We start from the raw sequence: 18,609 nt of genomic DNA, 5'->3' as shown, positions 1-18,609 counted from the left end.
TTTAAGAAATAACTGTCTATAATTAGATTATAATAATAGGTGGGTAATACTCACTCTATAATATTTGATTTTTGATTATTGGAATTAATGGAGATTTTTGATTATGCCTTCACCCTTTCCCGGAATGGATCCTTTTTTAGAAAATCCTTATCATTGGTCAGAATTTCATGATCGTTTAATTGTGACGATCGCTGATGAATTAGTAACACAAGTACGTCCAAAATATCGAGTTAAAATTTATCAAAGAATTTATCAAGTTAATAATATTAATAATAATGGCAATAGTTCATTATTAATTGGTATTCTTGATGTTACGATCAAAACTAATGCTAAACAAGAGCCAAAAACTAATCAAAATAATACCTCTAATGTGGCTGTTTTAGAACCACAAATGAAAACTAAAGCTTTAACAGTAACTTTACCTTTAAAAGAAGAAATTAAACAAAATTATATAGAAATAATTGATTTAGAAAAAGGCAATGTAGTTACAGCTATTGAAATATTATCTCCTGTGAATAAACGTCAAGGTGAAGGTAGAACTAAATACCTCAAAAAAAGAGCAAATATTTTAAATAGTTCCACTCATTTTGTGGAAATTGATCTATTAAGAAATTACGAAAAAATGCCCATTGAAAATTTAAAAGTTAACTTTGATTATCAAATTTTAGTCAGTAAATTTGAAAAACGTCCTCAAGCTGATTTATATGGCATTAATTTACCTGATACTTTACCAATTATTCCTATTCCTTTATCTCAAGAAGATGGAGAAGCGATCTTAAATTTACAGGCAATTTTTAACCTAATTTATGAAAGAGCCTGTTATGATTATAGTATTGATTATCAACAGGAAATTATCCCAAATTTACCCGAAAAATATTTAAGTTGGGGTGAAGAAATTTTAACTAAAAGTCAAGGGGAAGAAACAGAGAATAATTCTTAATTTTCAAAAATTTCCCTTGAACTTACCAGAAACATTCAGATTGAGTTACAATAAGGTCTATTAGTTCATCAATTAAGCTAAATTAGGTAGTGAGATTAAATGTTGCGCATTATTAACTCTTGGGAAGAAGCAAAAAACGAACTTGGACGCATTGAAAATCGTACTTACGATGATCAGATCGGTCCAAAGGAGGAAGCGGTAAGAAATATTCTCGAAGCGGTTAAAAAGAATGGAGATCAAGCCCTCCTTGATTTTACCCAAAAATTTGATGGTCAAACGATGACGCTCCAACAGTTAAGAGTGGGGGGCGCTGAGTTGGATGCGGCTTATCAACAGATTTCTAAGGAACTTTTAGATGTAATTCAGGAAGCTTGTGCTAATATTAAATCCTTCCATCAACAGCGTTTACCTAAGTCGTGGGTACAGTTTAAGGGTGATGATGTGGTCTTAGGTAAGCGTTATACTCCGGTCGATCGAGCCGGTTTATATGTCCCTGGGGGTCAGGCTTCCTATCCTAGTACGGTTTTGATGAATGCTATCCCCGCTAAAGTGGCTAATGTTCCTCGCATCGTGATGGTAACGCCCCCCGGCCCAGATTTAAAAATTAATCCGGCGGTGTTGGTGGCGGCGCAGGAAGCGGGTGTGGAAGAAATTTATAAAGTCGGGGGCGCACAGGCGATCGGGGCTTTGGCCTATGGTACGGATACGATCCCCCAAGTAGATGTGATCACAGGGCCGGGTAATATTTATGTGACCCTTGCTAAAAAAATGGTTTATGGTAGGGTAGGGATTGATTCTTTAGCAGGCCCTTCGGAAGTGTTAGTTATTGCCGATGAAAATGCCCATCCTGTCTATGTGGCGGCGGATCTATTAGCACAGGCCGAACATGATCAAATGGCGGCGGCTATTTTAATTACCACTGATCAAACTTTAGCGGAAAATGTCCAGAAAGAGGTAGAAAGACAACTGGAAGATCATCCCCGTAAACTGTTAACGGAAAAGGCGATCGCTAATTATGGTGTCATTATTGTGGTAGATAGTTTAGAGGAAGCGGCCGAATTATCTAATTTATTCGCGCCGGAACATTTAGAATTGGAAGTACAAGAACCTTGGGATTTAATTGATAAAATCCGTCATGCAGGGGCGATCTTCTTAGGCCATTCTACACCTGAAGCGGTGGGAGATTATTTAGCCGGGCCTAATCATACTTTACCCACTTCGGGATCCGCCCGTTATGCTTCTGCTTTAGGGGTTGAAACCTTCATGAAACATTCTAGTATTATTCAATATTCGCCTTTAGCCTTGAAAAAAGTTTCAAACTCGATCCAAGCCTTAGCTAAGGCGGAGGGCTTACCTTCCCATGCTGACTCCGTAAGTTTGCGCACTCAGGGCAAAAAGTCTGGGAATAGGGAATAAGTACCCAAACCCTAAAGGGTAGGGCTAGATAGACAAAGCCTATCTGCGTGGGCAGACTTTGTTTTTGTCGCATTAAGGCTTCAGCCTTGATGAAATTATTAATTTAGTTCTTTTATTGTTCCCTTTTTGATGAATATTAATTTTCATTGAATTTTCAAGAGATTGATGTAGTTCAATGACATGATATATTGATGACATAATAAAATCAGGTTATCTCAAACAAACTGACAAATATTGTCACGGGATCACCAGATGAAGGATCTGGTTTAATCTAAACGTCATGGCTTTTTAACTCTATAATCACTCGATTAATGAAATTAATAAAGTCTCAATTTTTATATTATTACTCGATTAAACCGTAAATTTTTATTTTCATTCTGTCTTATTAGAGGGAGATTTTTGAACAAAACAATGCTAAAACGATTAATTTTAGGATTTATCGCCACCGTTTTCTTTGCTTTTCAACTACATCTTGATAATGCTTTAGCATTAAATGTAGATGAGGCTTTACGCACGGTTAAACTCAATGCGGCCGGAGATCAGTTAGTTCTCAGCAATGAAGAATTAAGCTCAGGTGAGCGTTTATTTTATGATACCTGTTCCCAATGTCACAACAGTGGAAGAACCAAAAGTAATCCTAATGTGACTTTAAGTGGATCTGATTTAGCTAATGCTTATCCCGCGCGTGATAATGTTGAGGGAATCGTAGATTATTTAATTAATCCTACTACATACGATGGGGAAGAATCTATTGATCAAATCCATCCTAATACTACTCGCACGGACATTTTTGCTGAGATGAAAAATTATTCTGATGAAGACTTAAAAGCTGTGGCTGGTTTTGTTCTCAGTGCAGAAAAAATTAAAGCTAGTTGGGGTAAAGGAAAAGTTTACGACTAAACTTTTTCAATTTTAATTGATCAAAACAAGATTTATTAACCCCAAAAAACCAAGTTTCTGATCAGAGGCTTGGTTTCTTTATAAGTTGACAATTGACAGTTGACATTGGACAATTAACAATTGTTGAACATTTTAATAACAAAGATTTATTTAATAAGAAAAGTGTTTAATTTAATGAATAAAATTTTAGGAAAACTAACCTTAATTCTAACTACAATTTTTTTAATTGTAAGTTGTTTTTTTATTGAAGTTAATCCCGTTTTAGCTGATAATATTATCGTGAAAATGGGAACAAATCGAGGTTTATTAACCTTTGAACCTAAAGAATTAACAGTTAAATCCGGTGATACCATTAAATGGGTTAATAATAAATTCGCCCCCCATAATGTTATTTTTGATGATGATCTAGTAAAATCAATGTCCCATCCCCAATTAATATTTGCTCCCACAGATTCTTTTGAAACAGTTGTACCTTCAAATATTAAAGGTGAATTTAGATTTTACTGTCAACCCCATCGGGGTGCGGGAATGGTTGGAAAAATGATAGTTAAATAATCAAAAATTAACCATTTTTTTAATAGATTTTTGAGGGGTTAACAATAGACTTCGTGGGGAAATCAAGTAATAAGTAATAAGTGAAGTAATTTACCAAAAACCTATGACAATTAATTATGATTTAAACTTTCCCAACAGGTCTAATCTTACACCCTCATCAAGATCAAAGATCAATAATATTAAATATCAGAAGAACCTAAAGAAATCATATTAACTGTTTCTTCTAGATCTTCAGTCCAAAAAATAGGTAAATTAATTAAATAATCTTTATAAGATTGAAGTTGACCACCTACTACCCTCACAATAATTTGGGGAAAATGTCCCTCTACACTAGGTTTAGGAGGTTTTTCTTCTGCATTTTGGGCAGGGGTAAAATATTCCCTTAAAGTTTGGGCGATCAAAGTTGAAACGTCAGGGCTACTGAGAATATTAATCAAAATTACTTCTAAAGAAGGCATCTTAATTAATTTATGAATAATCTGCTGTAATTGTTCTTTTAAAAATGAGGATGGAAGTAAATTTTCTTGATGATGATCACCAATTAACCAGCAACAATTAACCTTATATTGATGTTGAATTAGTAAATCCCATGTACTAACTCCTAAACTCATATCATTAGAAATGATTGCAATATTACCATTTTCATCACACCAGTTAAGGGCTTGAGGTGCTAGTATAGCTTGGGTTTGAGTGATAGCAGAGTGATCTTCTTTTGGGGTAGAATCATGATTGAGTAAAGAGAATAATTCAGGATGTCTGGCAAAAGCATGATCATTGACGGAAATTTTCCCATCTAAAGCCATTACGTCTCCTTTGGCACTGATCCCTAAAGGGTTAATTTCAATTAAGTCTAAGTCTTTTTCCATGAAAAGACGATACATTTTTTCAATGATTAGACTGACTGATTGAATTAAAATACCTTTTAAGCCCATAGCAATGGCCAAACGTCTGGCATAGAAGGGAGAAAACTGATCTTCTACCACTACTTTCTGCATTTTTTCTAATAATAATTCGGTGTGAATGCCCCCGGCCGATGAGCCTAATAAAACTGGCCGTTGTAAATGGTAATCTAAGACTACTGCCAGAAAAAACTCCATTTGAGCATCATAGCGACTTTCGGCCAATAAAACTTGAGGATATTGCCCCATGATCGGTAAATTAAAAATAGTTCGAGCGGCGGCGATCGCATCAATCGTATTTTCAACACAACGCACACCTCCGGCTCTCCCCCTACCACCGACACGCACTTGAGATTTTAGCACCACCGGATAGGAAATATGTAATTGCTTTAAATCTCTAATCTCTTTAATCTGTTGAGAAGGTAAAATGGGGATACCAACTTCTTTAAATAATTCTTTAGCCTGATATTCTAATAAGTCCATTGACTTTTTTGATAAGATAAAATGATGAAGATCAATAATCAATCAACTAAATTATACTATAAATTTAAACTCATTAATCAACAATGAGTTACAATTTAGCAAAAATTGGTTACTGGTCACTGTTTACTGTTTACTGTTCACTGATAATTGTTATGGTACAAATAGCTAGTCAATCTACCAACCTCAATCTTAAAGACTTAGAAAAACTGTTACAAAATAGGTTATATTCTGAGCCGTTACAACTTGTGCCTTTACAGATCCGCTGTGTACTTAAAGAGCAAACTTTAACAGTTATTATTAACCATCCAGAGCCTGTTTTAGCCCATCCCCGTGCGGTTTTTCGTCTTGTCAGACAAATGTTAGAAGATGAAAAAATTACTTGTAAATATTCTGGTTTAATTTATTTAAGGATTAATGGTCAAAAACGCCCTTATCTTTCCCATTCGATTAAAATAAAATCACTCCATTCTGATGAGTCTAATCCTTTAGATAATGAGATTAATTCTGATCCCCAATTTTTACAATTTTCTAATGCTATTGAATCTGAAACAGAACCTACTTTAAATCATCCTTTTTCCTTTGATATTCCAATAACAAATACTGATGATCAAGAACCTTCTCAATCAGAGGATAACCCCTCTATCTTTGATTTTCAGTCTGTAATTAATGATGATCAGACCTCAGAACCCCCCGATCAAATTCCTAATTTTACCGAGCCTGAAATTGATTTTAATAATGATTTTTCATCCCAAGAAAATCAAGAAAATCAATTTGAATCTATGGAAAATGAAGTAGAAGAAGATGAAGAAAATCAATTTGAAATTAAACGGCAAAAATTCCTTAAAAAGACTTTAATCCTTGGCATAACTAGCGTGATCGCCGTGGTTGGAGGTACATTTTATATCTTAACTCGCCCCTGTGTGATGAATAAATGCGATGCGATGGCTCAAGCCCAAGAATATGCCAGTATTTCTAAGCGCATTTTAAAACAAAATCCTTCAGGAAGTGCCATTTTTGACGCTCAAAAACAGTTAAATGATGCCATTTCTTTATTAGAAAAAATCCCCCAGTGGTCATTTTATCATTCCGAAGCCAAATCATTATTAAATCGCTATCAAGATCAGGCTCAAACTTTAGATAATTTAATTAATGCCCTTAAAATCGCTTCCCAAGTGGCTTCCCAAACTCAAAAACCGCCTTTTTCCGTGCAACAATGGCAAAAAATTCAACAAGATTGGCGCAAAGCGATCTCTCGTTTAGAAACAATTAAGAGTGATAGTGATTTATATTTATTAGCCCAATCCAAAATTACTGATTATAAAAAGAATTTAAACATGGTTAATGCCCGTTTAAATGAGGAGGCTCAGGCTGTCGAAAAATTAAAAATTGCCCAAGAAGCAATTAAAGTCGCCCAAGTGCGCCAAGGTACGGCACAATCATTAGATAATTGGCAATTAGTTTATGCCACATGGCAGACAGCGATGTCAAGATTAAAGGAAATTGCACCAAGCACAACGGTTTATGGTCAAGCACAAACTTTAATTAATGATTATAGTGCTACAATTGCCGATGTTAGAGATAAAAAAAATCAAGAATTATTTGCGGTTAATGCTTATAATCAAGCTTTAAGATTGGCTCAACTAGCCAAAAATGCCCAAACAATTAAACAATGGTCTAATGCGGTTTATCAGTGGCGTAATGCTTCAGATTATCTTAAACAAGTACCTCAAAATAGTTTTCAATATAATCAAGTTCAGCCTTTATTAAATGCTTATCAAAATGCTTTAATTCAAGCAGAAAATCAACTCAGAAAAAGTATTAAATTTCAACAGGCTCAAGAAGATTTGACTCAAACTTGTCAAGGTGTGGCGAAAGTTTGCGATTTTACCATTACCGATAGTATTATTAAAGTTAAATTAACTCCCGAATATGTGCAGGATATTCGCCAGACAGCCCTTAAAGCCAAAGCTCAAGGTAATTCTAATACAGAAATTGCTTTATTAGATCATATTTCCACCCTTGAACAAGCGTTACAGGTGATCAGCAATAACACTAAATTAAGAGTAGAGGTTTATGAGCCTAATAACTCTCTGGCCATCGCCTATATGCCTAAGCAATAAATTAGTTATTGGTTTGTTGTTAATTAGTTTTATAACCAATAACTAATAACCAATAACTAAATTATTACATTTTACTGATAATTCTTTGCACAATCTCCATACCAGAGAGAATTTGCCAACCAAAAAGAGTTACTAAAAGCATATTTAAGCCAACATGAGCCTTTCTTGCGATCCAGTTATCTTTTTGCATTAAAGGCACTAAAGAGGCAGAAATAACAATTAAAATAGTCATTCCTATTCCTACTAATAAATGGGGGCCGACAAATAATTTACCATTATTAATATAAGTAACAGCCATCCCACCAAAATTACCTAAAACCATTAAAGCTAAAAGTAACGCTGCGATCTTATGGTGTCTAATATTATATTTTCCTTGAATTAACTCTTTGCGCTCCTCTTTATCGGCTAAACGAGTTTTTTTCGATTTAATGCCAAGATATAAAGCATAAATACTTAAACCGAATAAAAACCACATTAACAGAGGATGACCAAATTGTGACCAAGTTTTAATACTTTCGGGAATTTCAAAACTCATGGGGTTTTCGTTAACATTTTTGACAAAATTATGATAATTATTAACTTAACATATTTTAACAAAAAATTGTCATCAAAATTCCTTAATAACTAATGCCTATTTCCAGAAATAACTAAAATTTTTCGTTAAAATAGGAAAATCGTGATCAATTGTAAATTTTTAGATAAAACGTCAAAAAATGTCTACTGTAACTTCTCCTCCCGTAGTCGCCTTACAAGCTCCCAAAGACGTTTCAATTGATGAAATTGAAGCAGAATTAAAAAAGATTTGGCCTAGTTATGGCGAAACGACTGATGGTATGGCTGTGACAAGGGCAACTACTTTTAATTTTCTCGTTTATGAGCCGGATCTGACTCAACAATTAATGTCCGCTTTAGGTTATTATACCGGCCCGATTGATGGGATCTGTGGGCCTAGGATGAATGCGGCCATTCAAGCTTTGCAAAAAAATTATGGTTTGCCTGTGACGGGAAAATCCGATCAGGCTTTATTATCTCAATTAAAAGCGCAATTTGCTAATTTACAAGATCATAAAGTGCGATCGGATTATTCTTTAGATACTGAAGGATCGGGTATTGCCGATGCGATCGCCGCCGAAAATCCCTGTCGCATTATTACTCTTTGCCCCAATACCCAAGAGGATGAGGGAGTAAGCGCCCAAGTTTCAGCCTATTGTCCCGTTCACAAACAGCAGAAAAACTCATTAATCTGTTGTGAGTATATCACCCTAAGCGGAACATCAGAAGCCTTAGAAAGAATTAGCGGTGTGATCAGTGCTTTAATGATTAGTGATTTACCTAAGTTAGTTTGGTGGAAAGCTAGTCCTGATCAAGATTTTGGCCTATTTAAAAGATTAACCCAAGAATGTCAAAAAATTATTTTTGATTCCAGTAGTTTTAATAATTTAGAAGTAGAATTGTTAACATTAGGAGCATTATTAAATCAAGGTATTCCCATCGCTGATTTAAACTGGTCAAGAATCGCTCCTTGGCAGGAATTAACGGCCGAAGCGTTTGATCCCCCTGAAAGACGGGCTAATATTTGGGAAGTGGACGGCTTAACTTTAGATTATGAAAAAGGAAATCCGGCTCAAGCTCTGATGTATCTAGGATGGATCGCCAGTCGTTTACAATGGCAACCCATTAGTTATCTGAAAGAGGGGGGAGATTATGATATTCGGAAAATAACTTTTTTAAGTAAAGATAAAAAAACGATTAATGCTGAGTTAGCGGGAATACCTACGGCTGATGTTGGGGAAATAGCGGGAGATTTAATTAGTTTAAGACTCTCATCTACTAATTTAGAAGCTGATTGTTGTACCGTTTTATGCTCAGAAACTACTGGATGTATGAGAATGGAAGCTAAAGGAGGCGCTCAAGCTTGTCGCATTCAACAAGTAACGCCTTTATTTGATCAAAAAACAGAGCAAATTTTAGGGCAACAAATTCAGCGTTGGGGTCAAGATTTCTTATATAAAGAAAGTATGGTACTAACTTATGAAATTTTAAAATTAGCTTAAATTTTTTAAATTGTTAGAATAATCATTGCCCACTCCAAAGATTAAACAGGGTGGGCAATTTCCCATGGGAATCAAAGATGAAACACCATTGCTCACCCTATCAATGACGATCTTAATCAATCATTTTTATGGATATACGATAACCTTTAAATTGGGCGATTCCACCGTATAATTATTACCATTTAACTCATAGATAACAACTGCTTTAACTTCATTTGCCCCCATAAAACCTTTAGAATTTGTTAAATGAAAGCCTTTTTCTAAAATTTGTAGTCCACCTAAATCAAAGGGATTAACTGTTTCAGACATCAAAACACTGTTGTCACTAGATTGGCGAATTTCAACTTTGGTAAGATTAGCAATGATATTATTTTGGGTTAAATTTTCTATTCTTAATCTAACAACGGCGTGACCAATTGGATAATTAGCTGAAGCTCCTAACGGTTGCCTTGTGTTCTCATAGGCCTCCAAAAGACTGACACTGAGATTAAAAGGAGTTTGTCGTGAATTTTGAGCCATCATTTCTTCCTGAATTAAGGGTTGATTTGTTTGCAATACTGGTGATAATGAGCCAAAAAACTGGGCATTTGCCGATGCCATCATTAATAAAAATTCAAACATAAAACCTCTTTTTCATAATTGACAATTAACTACAATGTAAGACGAAAGCCTATTTAGAAAGTGTCCGCTCTAAATAGGCTTACGGCTTAAATAATCAATTTTGATCTACGCAATAGCAACACCAAAATTAAAATTGCTACGGAACTCATCAAAACTTAAATCAATGAAGCCATCATAGGCATTATCACTAGAGCTAAGACCATCTACCCCCCAAGGATTACGCACAACCACGCGCTGTTGTCCACTACTATTAATATAGGCATTTGTGACGGAGTAAGCATGACCGCCTACAATATATGTGGTGTTAGAACCAAGACGACCGGTCTCCACCGCTTGTCCATTATTGAGCGCAGTTTGCAGTTGAGAGAAAGTGAGATTACTGGTAGAGTATTCATTTACGGTACGTCCGGTAACGTATGAGAGGGGGTTAACCAAATTATCTCCATTCCCGATCAGATTATAGCCGGGTTGACCTTCTCGCCATTCGCGCCATTGAGCGTATGCCCGTTCAACTAAGGGTACCCAAAGGGCATTAGTGGTAGAAGCCCCAATGATGCTACCGTTGTACATTGCCAATCGGCGATCAACCGTTACATATTCAGCACTTCCATTGCTGTAGAAACGGATGGTATAGGTGTTATCACCATTATCAATAATCATACTATTGATGACAGAACTAGATTGATTGCCAGAGTCATTAGATTGTCGTCCAAAAGTTGCACCTAAAGCCGCTAAGAAAGCACAGTCACCAAAATAACCTTGGTCAATATCACCAATCCGAGCTTGGCCAGAACTACCAAACAGACTACCCTGTACTGCTGTATGGGTTAAGTTATAGTTATTGAATATGCCGGTAGGCGCTACTGTTCCTAAAAACCAACGACCAACTAGATTAGACTCAAACTGACTCGCAGACATATTGGTCGCAGTACCATTGGCCACCTGTGCGGATAAATAACGAACATAATCGGCCATGGTAAAACGACTGCTATTATTGACTAATGTTCTTAAATCAAGTTGTTCGTTAGCATCAATCGTGCTACCATCTTGAGCATCACGGAAGATAGAGAGCATATCATTACGACTCAAATTTCCGTCAGATGCCAAAGAGCGGGTCAAACTGATCAATCCGGCATCTCGTAAGTTAGTGCTATACCAGTCTGAGTTATTGGATTCATTATCAGCAATAGTAACTGTGGCGGTGTTAGTTGTACCGACAGTATAGGCGGAATTGGCATTTAGGGTTAAAACAACTGTTTCATTCCCTTCATCGGTAGAATCATCAATTACATTAAGATTAAGTAAAGCTGTAGCTGAACCGGCCGCAAAAGTAACTGTGCCAGTTAAACCACTGTAATCTGAACCATCAGTGGCCGTACCACCAATAGAATAATAAGCAGTCAAAGCACTGGTAAGATTTCCGGTGCGAGTGAAGGTGAACACACCCTGATTTTGAGTTTGTCCATTGATAACTTCGGCCGCACTGGGATCACTAGCGGTAATGGTGATAGTTGGTAAAACGGGGGTAGTAGTTAAAGAGAGGTTATAGTTAGTATCGCCACTATAACGATAAACCCGTGCAAAGTAAGTTCCCGCACTTAACTGGCGAGTAATTGACTCCGAACTACTGCCACCTAAAGCAGAACTTTGAATCAAAGCACCAGAGCTATTGAGTAATTGAACATCAGCATCGGCACTCAAACCTGTTAAATTGAGATTGAAGTTACTGGTTGTACCTACAGAGAAGCGGTAATAGTCGTTAGTATCCGCACTTCCTACCCAATCACTAAAACTTTGAGTTCCGGTTAATGTGCCTATATTACGAGCGTTGCTAAGGGTATTACCCGCCAAGTCAAGAGGAATAGCAATGGCATTAGTACTTAAAGAGAGGTTATAGTTAGTATTGCCACTATAACGATAAACCCGTGCAAAGTAAGTTCCCGCACTTAACTGGCGAGTAATTGACTCCGAACTACTGCCACCTAAAACTGAACTTTGAATTAAAGCACCAGAGCTATTGAGTAGTTGAACATCAGCATCGGCACTCAAACCTGTTAAATTGAGATTGAAGTTGCTGGTTGTACCCACAGAGAAACGATAATAGTCGTTGGTATCCGTACTTCCTACCCAACCTGCAAAACTACGATTCCCACTTAATGTCCCAATATTAAGAGCAGTAGTAAGGGTATTGTCTTGCTCTACCAAAAGAGTCTGTCCATTATAGTTAATTAATGCACTATCATCTTCTTGTTGTAATAAGGCTAATTCTGCACTATCTATACTCTGGCCTTGTACTAATCTTGCAAATATATCTCCTTCATCTCCGGCGGAGTCTCCAATATTAATTTGACTGTCAATAAAATGACCAAATTCTTCTAAAACTACATCAACCACAGCTTCACTGTCGTTATTATTGACAAATTCATCCGAGAGGAAAATAGTATTAAGTTGTGCAGAATAAGCTCCATTGGCACTACCTAATATATCAGAATCAATAACTTTTATTTCCGGTGTACCATTAAAATTACCTTGAGCTAAATAATTGAGCAAATTATCGGCATTTTCTTGATTATAATTAACTCCGAAAGCTTCTCCTAAAATTTCATCGGCCGTAGAACTTTGAGCGAAATTTTGCAATATTTGTTGAAATTCCTGTAAATAAGGGATCTCCTGTCCTACGGGGGAATAATGATCGGCAAAATCTGTAATTAGATCTGGGAAATCGCCGAAAGTCTGATTCTGGGAGGAGAGGACAGAGGTTAAACTTAAATTTTGATAGTCGCAAGATGGATCAAACATAATATATATTATTAAATTAATTTTTTTATTGCTTATTATTAACGAAGATCCCTAAATTTTAATAATGATTTAAGTCTTTTGTCATCAGTAGATTTACTGATCTTTTTAGCTGAAATATTTAACTTTTTCATCAGAAATCTCGAAACCCCGTCCTTTAGGACGGCAGTATAATATTGACATTACCTAAGATTTTCGCTAGAATAGTATTGTTTATAGCGAAAAGTTATTATGTATTTAACTCAGAAGAACCAAATTAGAGGTCTTGACAAGAATGAATACTCTGCATTGAGAGAACTTTGCCGACTGAGCAAAAACCTTTATAATGTAGGACTTTTCGCTGTGAGACAATATTATTTTCAAGAGAAAAAACATTTAAAGTACGAATCTAACTATCACTATTGTAAAACCAATGAGAATTATCAGTTATTAAATACTGATATTGCTCAACAAACTTTAAAAGTAGTTGATAGAACATTTCGTAGTTTTTATAGCTTGATTAAAGCAAAAAAAGAAGGGGTCTATACTAATAAAATTAGGTTGCCTCACTACTTACCAAAAGATGCTTATTTCCCTTTAATTATACCAAGAATTAAAGTTAAAGACGATAAATTTAGAGTGCCAATGTCTCGTGCTTTTAAGCAAAAATTTGGTGAAATTTGGCTACCTTTTCCGACTAACTTAAACCTTGAACAAATTAAAGAAGTAAGAATCCATCCAAAATATAACGCTCAATTTTTTGAAGTTGAGTTTATTAGTGAAGTTGAATCACAATCGATTGAGACTATTTCTAATACGGCAATTGCAATTGATTTGGGATTAGATAACTTAGCAACTTGTGTTGATACCAATGGGGCATCATTTATTATTGATGGGAAGAAATTAAAAAGTATTAACCAATGGTACAACAAACAAAACGCTTTTCTTCAATCTTGTAAAGATAAACAAGGGATTAAAGAGTTTACCAAAAAACAAGCCTTGATTACCCAAAAACGCAATTATCAAGTTAGAGACTATCTTAATAAAACTGCTCGTTATATCATTGATTACTGTATCAAAAACAGAATAGAAACAGTAATTATTGGTGTTAATCCTGAATGGAAACAAGGGATTAATATTGGTTCAAAAAATAATCAAAACTTTGTTCAAATTCCTTTTTACAGTTTAAGATTAAAACTAAAATCTCTATGTGAAAGATACGGATTAATCTATAAAGAACAAGAGGAATCTTATACCAGTAAAGCTAGTTTTTTAGACGGTGATTCTATTCCAGTTTGGAATGCGGATAATCCTCAAAAATATACTTTTTCTGGTTCAAGAATAAAAAGAGGTTTATATCGAACCAAAAATAAAATACTGATTAATGCGGATGCTAACGGTGCAGTAAATATCGGAGTAAAAAGTAAGCACAATGGGTTTAAACCGGAGTGTCTAGTGGCTGGTTTGGCACAGCCTTTAAGGGTGAAAATCTCTTAAGAATCTCCGCCCTTTAGCGAAGCGCAGGGCGGAGAGTGTCAAACTTAAGTATAAAAGTTTGATCTTGTCTTTGACACTTCAAAACCTACCATAGAAATAAGCTTAAAAATAATAACTTTCTGAAAGTTCTAAAAGAGCATTACAATATTCGGAAAATTACTTTTTAAGTTAAAGATAAAAAACGATTGAATTGTACTAAAATCAAAAAATTTTGTCAAATCTTTACATGGATACGAAATTGACAAATCTTCAGACCATCAGTAATAATAAAAAACACGACTTTTAAGTTTATACTAAATGTTTAATCTCTCTACAATCAAGTCGTACCAATTAATCAGGCAGTTCTCATAAAATCAATATATTCAAAATGGACAGTATTTGCTATACTGGTAAGTCTGTGTGACTATAAATTAATATAAGGAAGTGTCCTAATCTACTATACTCATATTTCCCACAGTTAAATTATTATCTAATTCTTAATAATTATATTAGTTTAACCTTAAAAATGAGATAAAAAGATTACTTTTCCCTTAAAAAGACACATTAACACAGTAAATTTTAAGGAGATTTAAAAAAAAGGAAAATTTATGCCCATGGTCAATCAGACAAAAAATAAAACAAAAGAGATTGGGTTTACCCATGAAGACTTTGCCGCCCTTCTCGATAAATATGACTATCATTTCAGCCCCGGAGATATTGTGGCTGGGACTGTTTTTAGCATTGAACCTAGAGGTGCGCTGATTGACATTGGAGCAAAAACCGCAGCATACATTCCGATTCAGGAAATGTCTATCAATCGTTTAGAAAATCCTGATGAAGTTTTACAGTCCAACGAAACTAGAGAGTTTTTTATTTTAACCGATGAAAATGAAGATGGACAGTTAACTCTTTCAATCCGCCGTATTGAATATATGCGCGCTTGGGAAAGAGTTCGTCAACTCCAACAGGAAGATGCTACAGTACGCTCCAATGTCTTTGCTACTAACCGAGGTGGTGCTTTAGTTCGGATCGAAGGTTTAAGAGGATTTATCCCCGGCTCCCATATCAGTACACGCCAAGCGAAAGAGGATCTAGTCAATCAAGAATTACCTTTAAAATTCTTAGAGGTAGATGAAGATCGCAATCGTTTAGTTTTAAGTCATCGCCGTGCCTTAGTTGAACGTAAGATGAACGGTTTAGAAGTAGGGGAAGTAGTTGTGGGTTCTGTGCGCGGAATCAAGCCCTACGGTGCATTTATTGATATTGGTGGAGTTAGTGGATTATTACATATTTCCGAGATTTCCCACGATCATATTGATACACCTCACAGTGTGTTCAATGTTAATGATGAGTTAAAAGTCATGATCATTGATCTGGATGCGGAAAGAGGCAGAATTTCCTTATCTACCAAGCAACTTGAGCCTAATCCGGGTGATATGCTCAAAAACCGTGCTTTAGTGTTTGAAAAAGCAGATGAAATGGCGGAAAAATACCGTCAAAAACTGTTAGCTGAAGCCCAAGGTTTACCCGTTGAAGCTGAAAATCTTGAGGGGATTCCTCCTGCTACGGAAGATTATGAGATTCCTCCTGCTACGGAAGATGTAGAAGAAACAGTAGCGGTTGAATAAATTTATTTCACCTCATTGCAAACCCCTATGCTGACTCAGGATAGGGGTTTTTCTATTACTTTCCCAAAAGGGCTATTCAAAAAGTTCTAAGTTTAATTTAAAATCAGATAATATATTTTCTGCTGATAAAATTAGGGGTTATAAAGTGATAATTTGAGTACATTTTTTGATAATATTTGATATTATTATATAATTTATGATTTTAAATCTTGCCACCGTTCAAAAATTGTCAATTGTCAATTGATCAAGATAGGATTAAAATAAATCAAAATTAAGTTGAGAGAATTAAAGATGAATAAAAACAATTATTTAGTTTTGTTTTTCGGTTTGTTTTTGCTGTGTGGTGAACTTTTTAATGTTGTGCCTTCTCAGAAGATGGGGGTTTTGGCACGGATACCTTCTCATCAATTAATTTTAGCCGATGTTTCTCTTTCTGCTAAGGATAAAGAAAAAATTGCGATCGCCATTAAAGAATTAGATCAAACTAAAAATGAATTTAATCAGACATTACAATTATTACTTAAAGAACTTCAAGTAGTAGTTAATACGGGCAAAACTAAAAATTTAACTCCGTTACAAAATGCAAGTGTAAAATTAGATCAATTAATTGAATCTTATCAAAATTTAAAGCAAATATTAGAGCAATCTAGCCTTAAGCCTCAACCAGAAATTAAAAATAAATTGCAAAATATAGAAGCTATTTTGAATCGTTTTTCTAAAGTAATTCAGCCGTTAAAAAGTGGAGTTGATCCCCAAAAAGTTCAAGAAGTTCAAGAGTATTTAGGATTTTTTCCAAAACGTAATATTAATCCTAAATTTTATGGCATTTATGGAGAAACAACTCAAGAAGAAATTGGAAAATTTAGCGAAGATAATTTTAATAAACTTTCGATTCAAATTAAGCAATTAAATGAGCAAATTAATCAGGCTTCTGGGACGGTTGTCACGAAAAATCAACTTAATAATTTACAACAATTAGAGGAAAAATTAAATAAATTAGAATCGGAAAATAATAATTTAAAATCTCAAGTTAATCAGTTAAGAATCCAGCCCAAAAATTGGTTTTTGTTCTATTTATCAATCTTTTGTTCGATCAGTGCATTACTAGGATTTATCTTTTTAATTATTAATCAAAAAAAATTAAGTCAATCGCTTAAACCAACTAAAGTTTACAACTTAACAAGTAATGATTTAGCGGTAATAGAAGAAGAAATGTATGAGAAAATTGCCCAACAATTTAAAGAACAAATGCGATTAATTGAAACAAGATTTAAAGTATTAGAAGGAACGGCCTCTTTTTCAAAGAAAATTCCCCATTTTTCACCTTCTAGTGAGGTTGATCAAAAATTAAGAATTATTGCTACTCGTGAACAAGGAATTGCTAATTTAGAGGGAGGTTCTACTCCTAAAATTATTAATCCTTATGATAATTTAGTTAATGATTATAATTTAAGTTCAGAAGAATTAATTAAACAGATTATTGAAGTTAATCCGATTAATCAAGATTTAAAAAATACCCCTAGAGAAGATAATACTTTACCTGCGGAAATTATTTTTAAAAAGCAAATAAAAGGTCAATATTGGCTGATGAAAGTGGATGATTTTTATTATTTAATCCCTAAATTAAATTTGTTACTTACAAAATTAAGTTATCAATCTTTACAAGATTTTTTTGAATGTTATAGTTATAAACCCGGAATTTCTACCAAAATTCAATTATTAAAACCTGCAAGAGTGGCGGTTATTCCTAATCAAGAAGAATGGGAATTTATCCAAAAAGGAATTATTCAATTTGTTTAAATCAATTAGTTATTGGTTAGTTGTTATTGGTTAATTATCAATTATTAATTATCAATTATTATGACTTATAATTTAAGAATTGCGGATTTACCTTTAAGTGAAAGACCAAGGGAAAAACTCTTAAATTTAGGAGTAAAATATTTATCAAATGCGGAATTAATCGCCATTTTATTAGGGACTGGACAGGGAAAAGGAGGGCTATCTGCTGTCGGTTTAGGGCAACATATTTTAAAAGAATTAAGTCAATTTGAAAGAGAACCTTTAGACCTTTTAAGAGATATTTCTCCTCAAGAATTAATGACTATTCAGGGGGTAGGCCCTGCTAAAGCGACAACTATTTTAGCGGCGATCGAATTGGGAAAAAGAACTTATCAATTTAGCCCAAAAGAAAAGGTTAATATTGATAGTCCAACGGCGGCCGTGGCCGCTTTAAGTAATCAATTAATGTGGCAAAAACAAGAACATTTTGCGGTAGTTTTATTAGATACAAAAAACAATTTATTAGGTACACAAATTATCACGGTAGGCACTTCTACGGAAACATTAGTAGCCCCTGCCGATGTATTTCGTACGGTGATTAAACAGGGAGCAACAAAAACAATTGTAGCCCATAATCATCCGTCAGGAAATGTTGAACCTTCTGAGAGTGATCTTGATTTAACAAAACAGTTATTACAGGGTTCTCAATTGTTAAGTATTCCTATTTTAGATCATTTAATTTTAGGACAAGGCAACTATCAAAGTTTACGTCAAATTACTAATTTATGGCAAGAATTTCCCCAAGGAGATTAAAATTTACTCTTTAAAAAAGTTTTAAGTTAATATTTTTAAAAAGTGACATAATAACAAGAGTAATCTATCAAAATTTCATCCTATAGTAGCAACAATTAATAAACCCATTATTCCCTTAAGCTTAGATAATTATTTACAACGTCCGGCCGA

Annotated in this window: 14 protein-coding genes; 10 read left to right on the top strand and 4 right to left on the bottom strand. The window is 34.6% G+C overall.

What is annotated here, in order from left to right; genetic code table 11:
- The first annotated feature begins 103 nt into the window (after positions 1-103).
- The 4 genes from Anndu_RS13710 (at position 104) to petE (ending at position 3,811) form a co-directional block, all read left to right on the top strand.
- Complete coding sequence (locus Anndu_RS13710) at positions 104-940, top strand: DUF4058 family protein (protein WP_464101744.1); 837 nt, start codon at positions 104-106, stop codon at positions 938-940.
- 99 nt (positions 941-1,039) lie between these two features.
- Positions 1,040-2,356 carry a histidinol dehydrogenase gene (gene hisD, locus Anndu_RS13705; RefSeq protein ID WP_464101743.1) on the top strand — a complete coding sequence of 439 codons (1,317 nt, stop codon included), beginning with the start codon at positions 1,040-1,042 and terminating at the stop codon, positions 2,354-2,356.
- Positions 2,357-2,755: 399 nt separating this feature from the next.
- Complete coding sequence (psbV, locus tag Anndu_RS13700) at positions 2,756-3,256, top strand: photosystem II cytochrome c-550 (protein WP_464101742.1); 501 nt, start codon at positions 2,756-2,758, stop codon at positions 3,254-3,256.
- A gap of 174 nt (positions 3,257-3,430) precedes the next feature.
- The gene (gene petE / locus Anndu_RS13695; RefSeq protein WP_464101741.1) at positions 3,431-3,811 is read left to right on the top strand and encodes a plastocyanin; all 381 of its coding nucleotides are present in this window, start codon (positions 3,431-3,433) and stop codon (positions 3,809-3,811) included.
- 179 nt (positions 3,812-3,990) lie between these two features.
- On the opposite strand, the gene Anndu_RS13690 is transcribed toward petE, so the two are convergent.
- Positions 3,991-5,193 carry an ATP-grasp domain-containing protein gene (locus tag Anndu_RS13690; protein ID WP_464101740.1) on the bottom strand — a complete coding sequence of 401 codons (1,203 nt, stop codon included), beginning with the start codon at positions 5,191-5,193 and terminating at the stop codon, positions 3,991-3,993.
- 152 nt (positions 5,194-5,345) lie between these two features.
- Here Anndu_RS13690 and Anndu_RS13685 point away from each other — a divergent pair, with 152 nt between their 5' ends.
- Positions 5,346-7,313 carry a hypothetical protein gene (locus tag Anndu_RS13685; protein ID WP_464101739.1) on the top strand — a complete coding sequence of 656 codons (1,968 nt, stop codon included), beginning with the start codon at positions 5,346-5,348 and terminating at the stop codon, positions 7,311-7,313.
- A gap of 64 nt (positions 7,314-7,377) precedes the next feature.
- Here Anndu_RS13685 and Anndu_RS13680 read toward each other — a convergent pair whose 3' ends face one another.
- Positions 7,378-7,848 carry a DUF4079 domain-containing protein gene (locus Anndu_RS13680; RefSeq protein WP_464101738.1) on the bottom strand — a complete coding sequence of 157 codons (471 nt, stop codon included), beginning with the start codon at positions 7,846-7,848 and terminating at the stop codon, positions 7,378-7,380.
- A gap of 178 nt (positions 7,849-8,026) precedes the next feature.
- Between Anndu_RS13680 and opcA the strand changes: the two genes are divergently transcribed.
- Positions 8,027-9,367 carry a glucose-6-phosphate dehydrogenase assembly protein OpcA gene (gene opcA, locus Anndu_RS13675; protein ID WP_464101737.1) on the top strand — a complete coding sequence of 447 codons (1,341 nt, stop codon included), beginning with the start codon at positions 8,027-8,029 and terminating at the stop codon, positions 9,365-9,367.
- A 126-nt stretch (positions 9,368-9,493) separates the two neighbouring features.
- Here opcA and Anndu_RS13670 read toward each other — a convergent pair whose 3' ends face one another.
- Both Anndu_RS13670 and Anndu_RS13665 read right to left on the bottom strand, forming a co-directional pair.
- Entirely contained in the window at positions 9,494-9,988 is a 495-nt protein-coding gene (locus Anndu_RS13670) for a hypothetical protein (protein WP_464101736.1), read from the bottom strand.
- Positions 9,989-10,093: 105 nt separating this feature from the next.
- A complete protein-coding gene (locus Anndu_RS13665) occupies positions 10,094-12,787 on the bottom strand; it encodes a pre-peptidase C-terminal domain-containing protein (RefSeq protein WP_464101735.1) in 2,694 nt (897 codons plus the stop codon).
- Between the two features lie 228 nt (positions 12,788-13,015).
- Here Anndu_RS13665 and Anndu_RS13660 point away from each other — a divergent pair, with 228 nt between their 5' ends.
- The 4 genes from Anndu_RS13660 to radC all read left to right on the top strand — a co-directional run bounded on the left by Anndu_RS13660 (position 13,016) and on the right by radC (position 18,459).
- The gene (locus tag Anndu_RS13660; protein ID WP_464101734.1) at positions 13,016-14,260 is read left to right on the top strand and encodes an RNA-guided endonuclease InsQ/TnpB family protein; all 1,245 of its coding nucleotides are present in this window, start codon (positions 13,016-13,018) and stop codon (positions 14,258-14,260) included.
- 593 nt (positions 14,261-14,853) lie between these two features.
- Positions 14,854-15,867, top strand: coding sequence for a 30S ribosomal protein S1 (locus tag Anndu_RS13655; protein WP_464101733.1), 1,014 nt, complete (start codon positions 14,854-14,856; stop codon positions 15,865-15,867).
- 291 nt (positions 15,868-16,158) lie between these two features.
- Positions 16,159-17,667 (top strand): hypothetical protein, encoded by a 1,509-nt coding sequence (locus Anndu_RS13650; protein WP_464101732.1) that lies wholly within the window; start codon positions 16,159-16,161, stop codon positions 17,665-17,667.
- Positions 17,668-17,727: 60 nt separating this feature from the next.
- Positions 17,728-18,459: a RadC family protein gene (radC, locus tag Anndu_RS13645; RefSeq protein ID WP_464101731.1), complete on the top strand. Its 732-nt coding sequence runs from the start codon at positions 17,728-17,730 to the stop codon at positions 18,457-18,459.
- Positions 18,460-18,609: the final 150 nt, after the last annotated feature.

It is taken from the genome of Annamia dubia NIES-4383, assembly GCF_055394725.1.
This window is presented reverse-complemented; position numbering and strand designations above follow the sequence as displayed.

Coding starts and splice junctions, on each gene's coding strand:
- Anndu_RS13650 (WP_464101732.1), top strand. CDS start 16,159: ATGAATAAAAACAATTATTTAGTTTTGTTTTTCGGTTTGTTTTTGCTG.
- opcA (WP_464101737.1), top strand. CDS start 8,027: ATGTCTACTGTAACTTCTCCTCCCGTAGTCGCCTTACAAGCTCCCAAA.
- petE (WP_464101741.1), top strand. CDS start 3,431: ATGAATAAAATTTTAGGAAAACTAACCTTAATTCTAACTACAATTTTT.
- Anndu_RS13685 (WP_464101739.1), top strand. CDS start 5,346: ATGGTACAAATAGCTAGTCAATCTACCAACCTCAATCTTAAAGACTTA.
- Anndu_RS13665 (WP_464101735.1), bottom strand. CDS start 12,787: ATGTTTGATCCATCTTGCGACTATCAAAATTTAAGTTTAACCTCTGTC.
- Anndu_RS13660 (WP_464101734.1), top strand. CDS start 13,016: ATGTATTTAACTCAGAAGAACCAAATTAGAGGTCTTGACAAGAATGAA.
- Anndu_RS13710 (WP_464101744.1), top strand. CDS start 104: ATGCCTTCACCCTTTCCCGGAATGGATCCTTTTTTAGAAAATCCTTAT.
- Anndu_RS13680 (WP_464101738.1), bottom strand. CDS start 7,848: ATGAGTTTTGAAATTCCCGAAAGTATTAAAACTTGGTCACAATTTGGT.
- Anndu_RS13670 (WP_464101736.1), bottom strand. CDS start 9,988: ATGTTTGAATTTTTATTAATGATGGCATCGGCAAATGCCCAGTTTTTT.
- Anndu_RS13655 (WP_464101733.1), top strand. CDS start 14,854: ATGGTCAATCAGACAAAAAATAAAACAAAAGAGATTGGGTTTACCCAT.
- Anndu_RS13690 (WP_464101740.1), bottom strand. CDS start 5,193: ATGGACTTATTAGAATATCAGGCTAAAGAATTATTTAAAGAAGTTGGT.
- hisD (WP_464101743.1), top strand. CDS start 1,040: ATGTTGCGCATTATTAACTCTTGGGAAGAAGCAAAAAACGAACTTGGA.
- radC (WP_464101731.1), top strand. CDS start 17,728: ATGACTTATAATTTAAGAATTGCGGATTTACCTTTAAGTGAAAGACCA.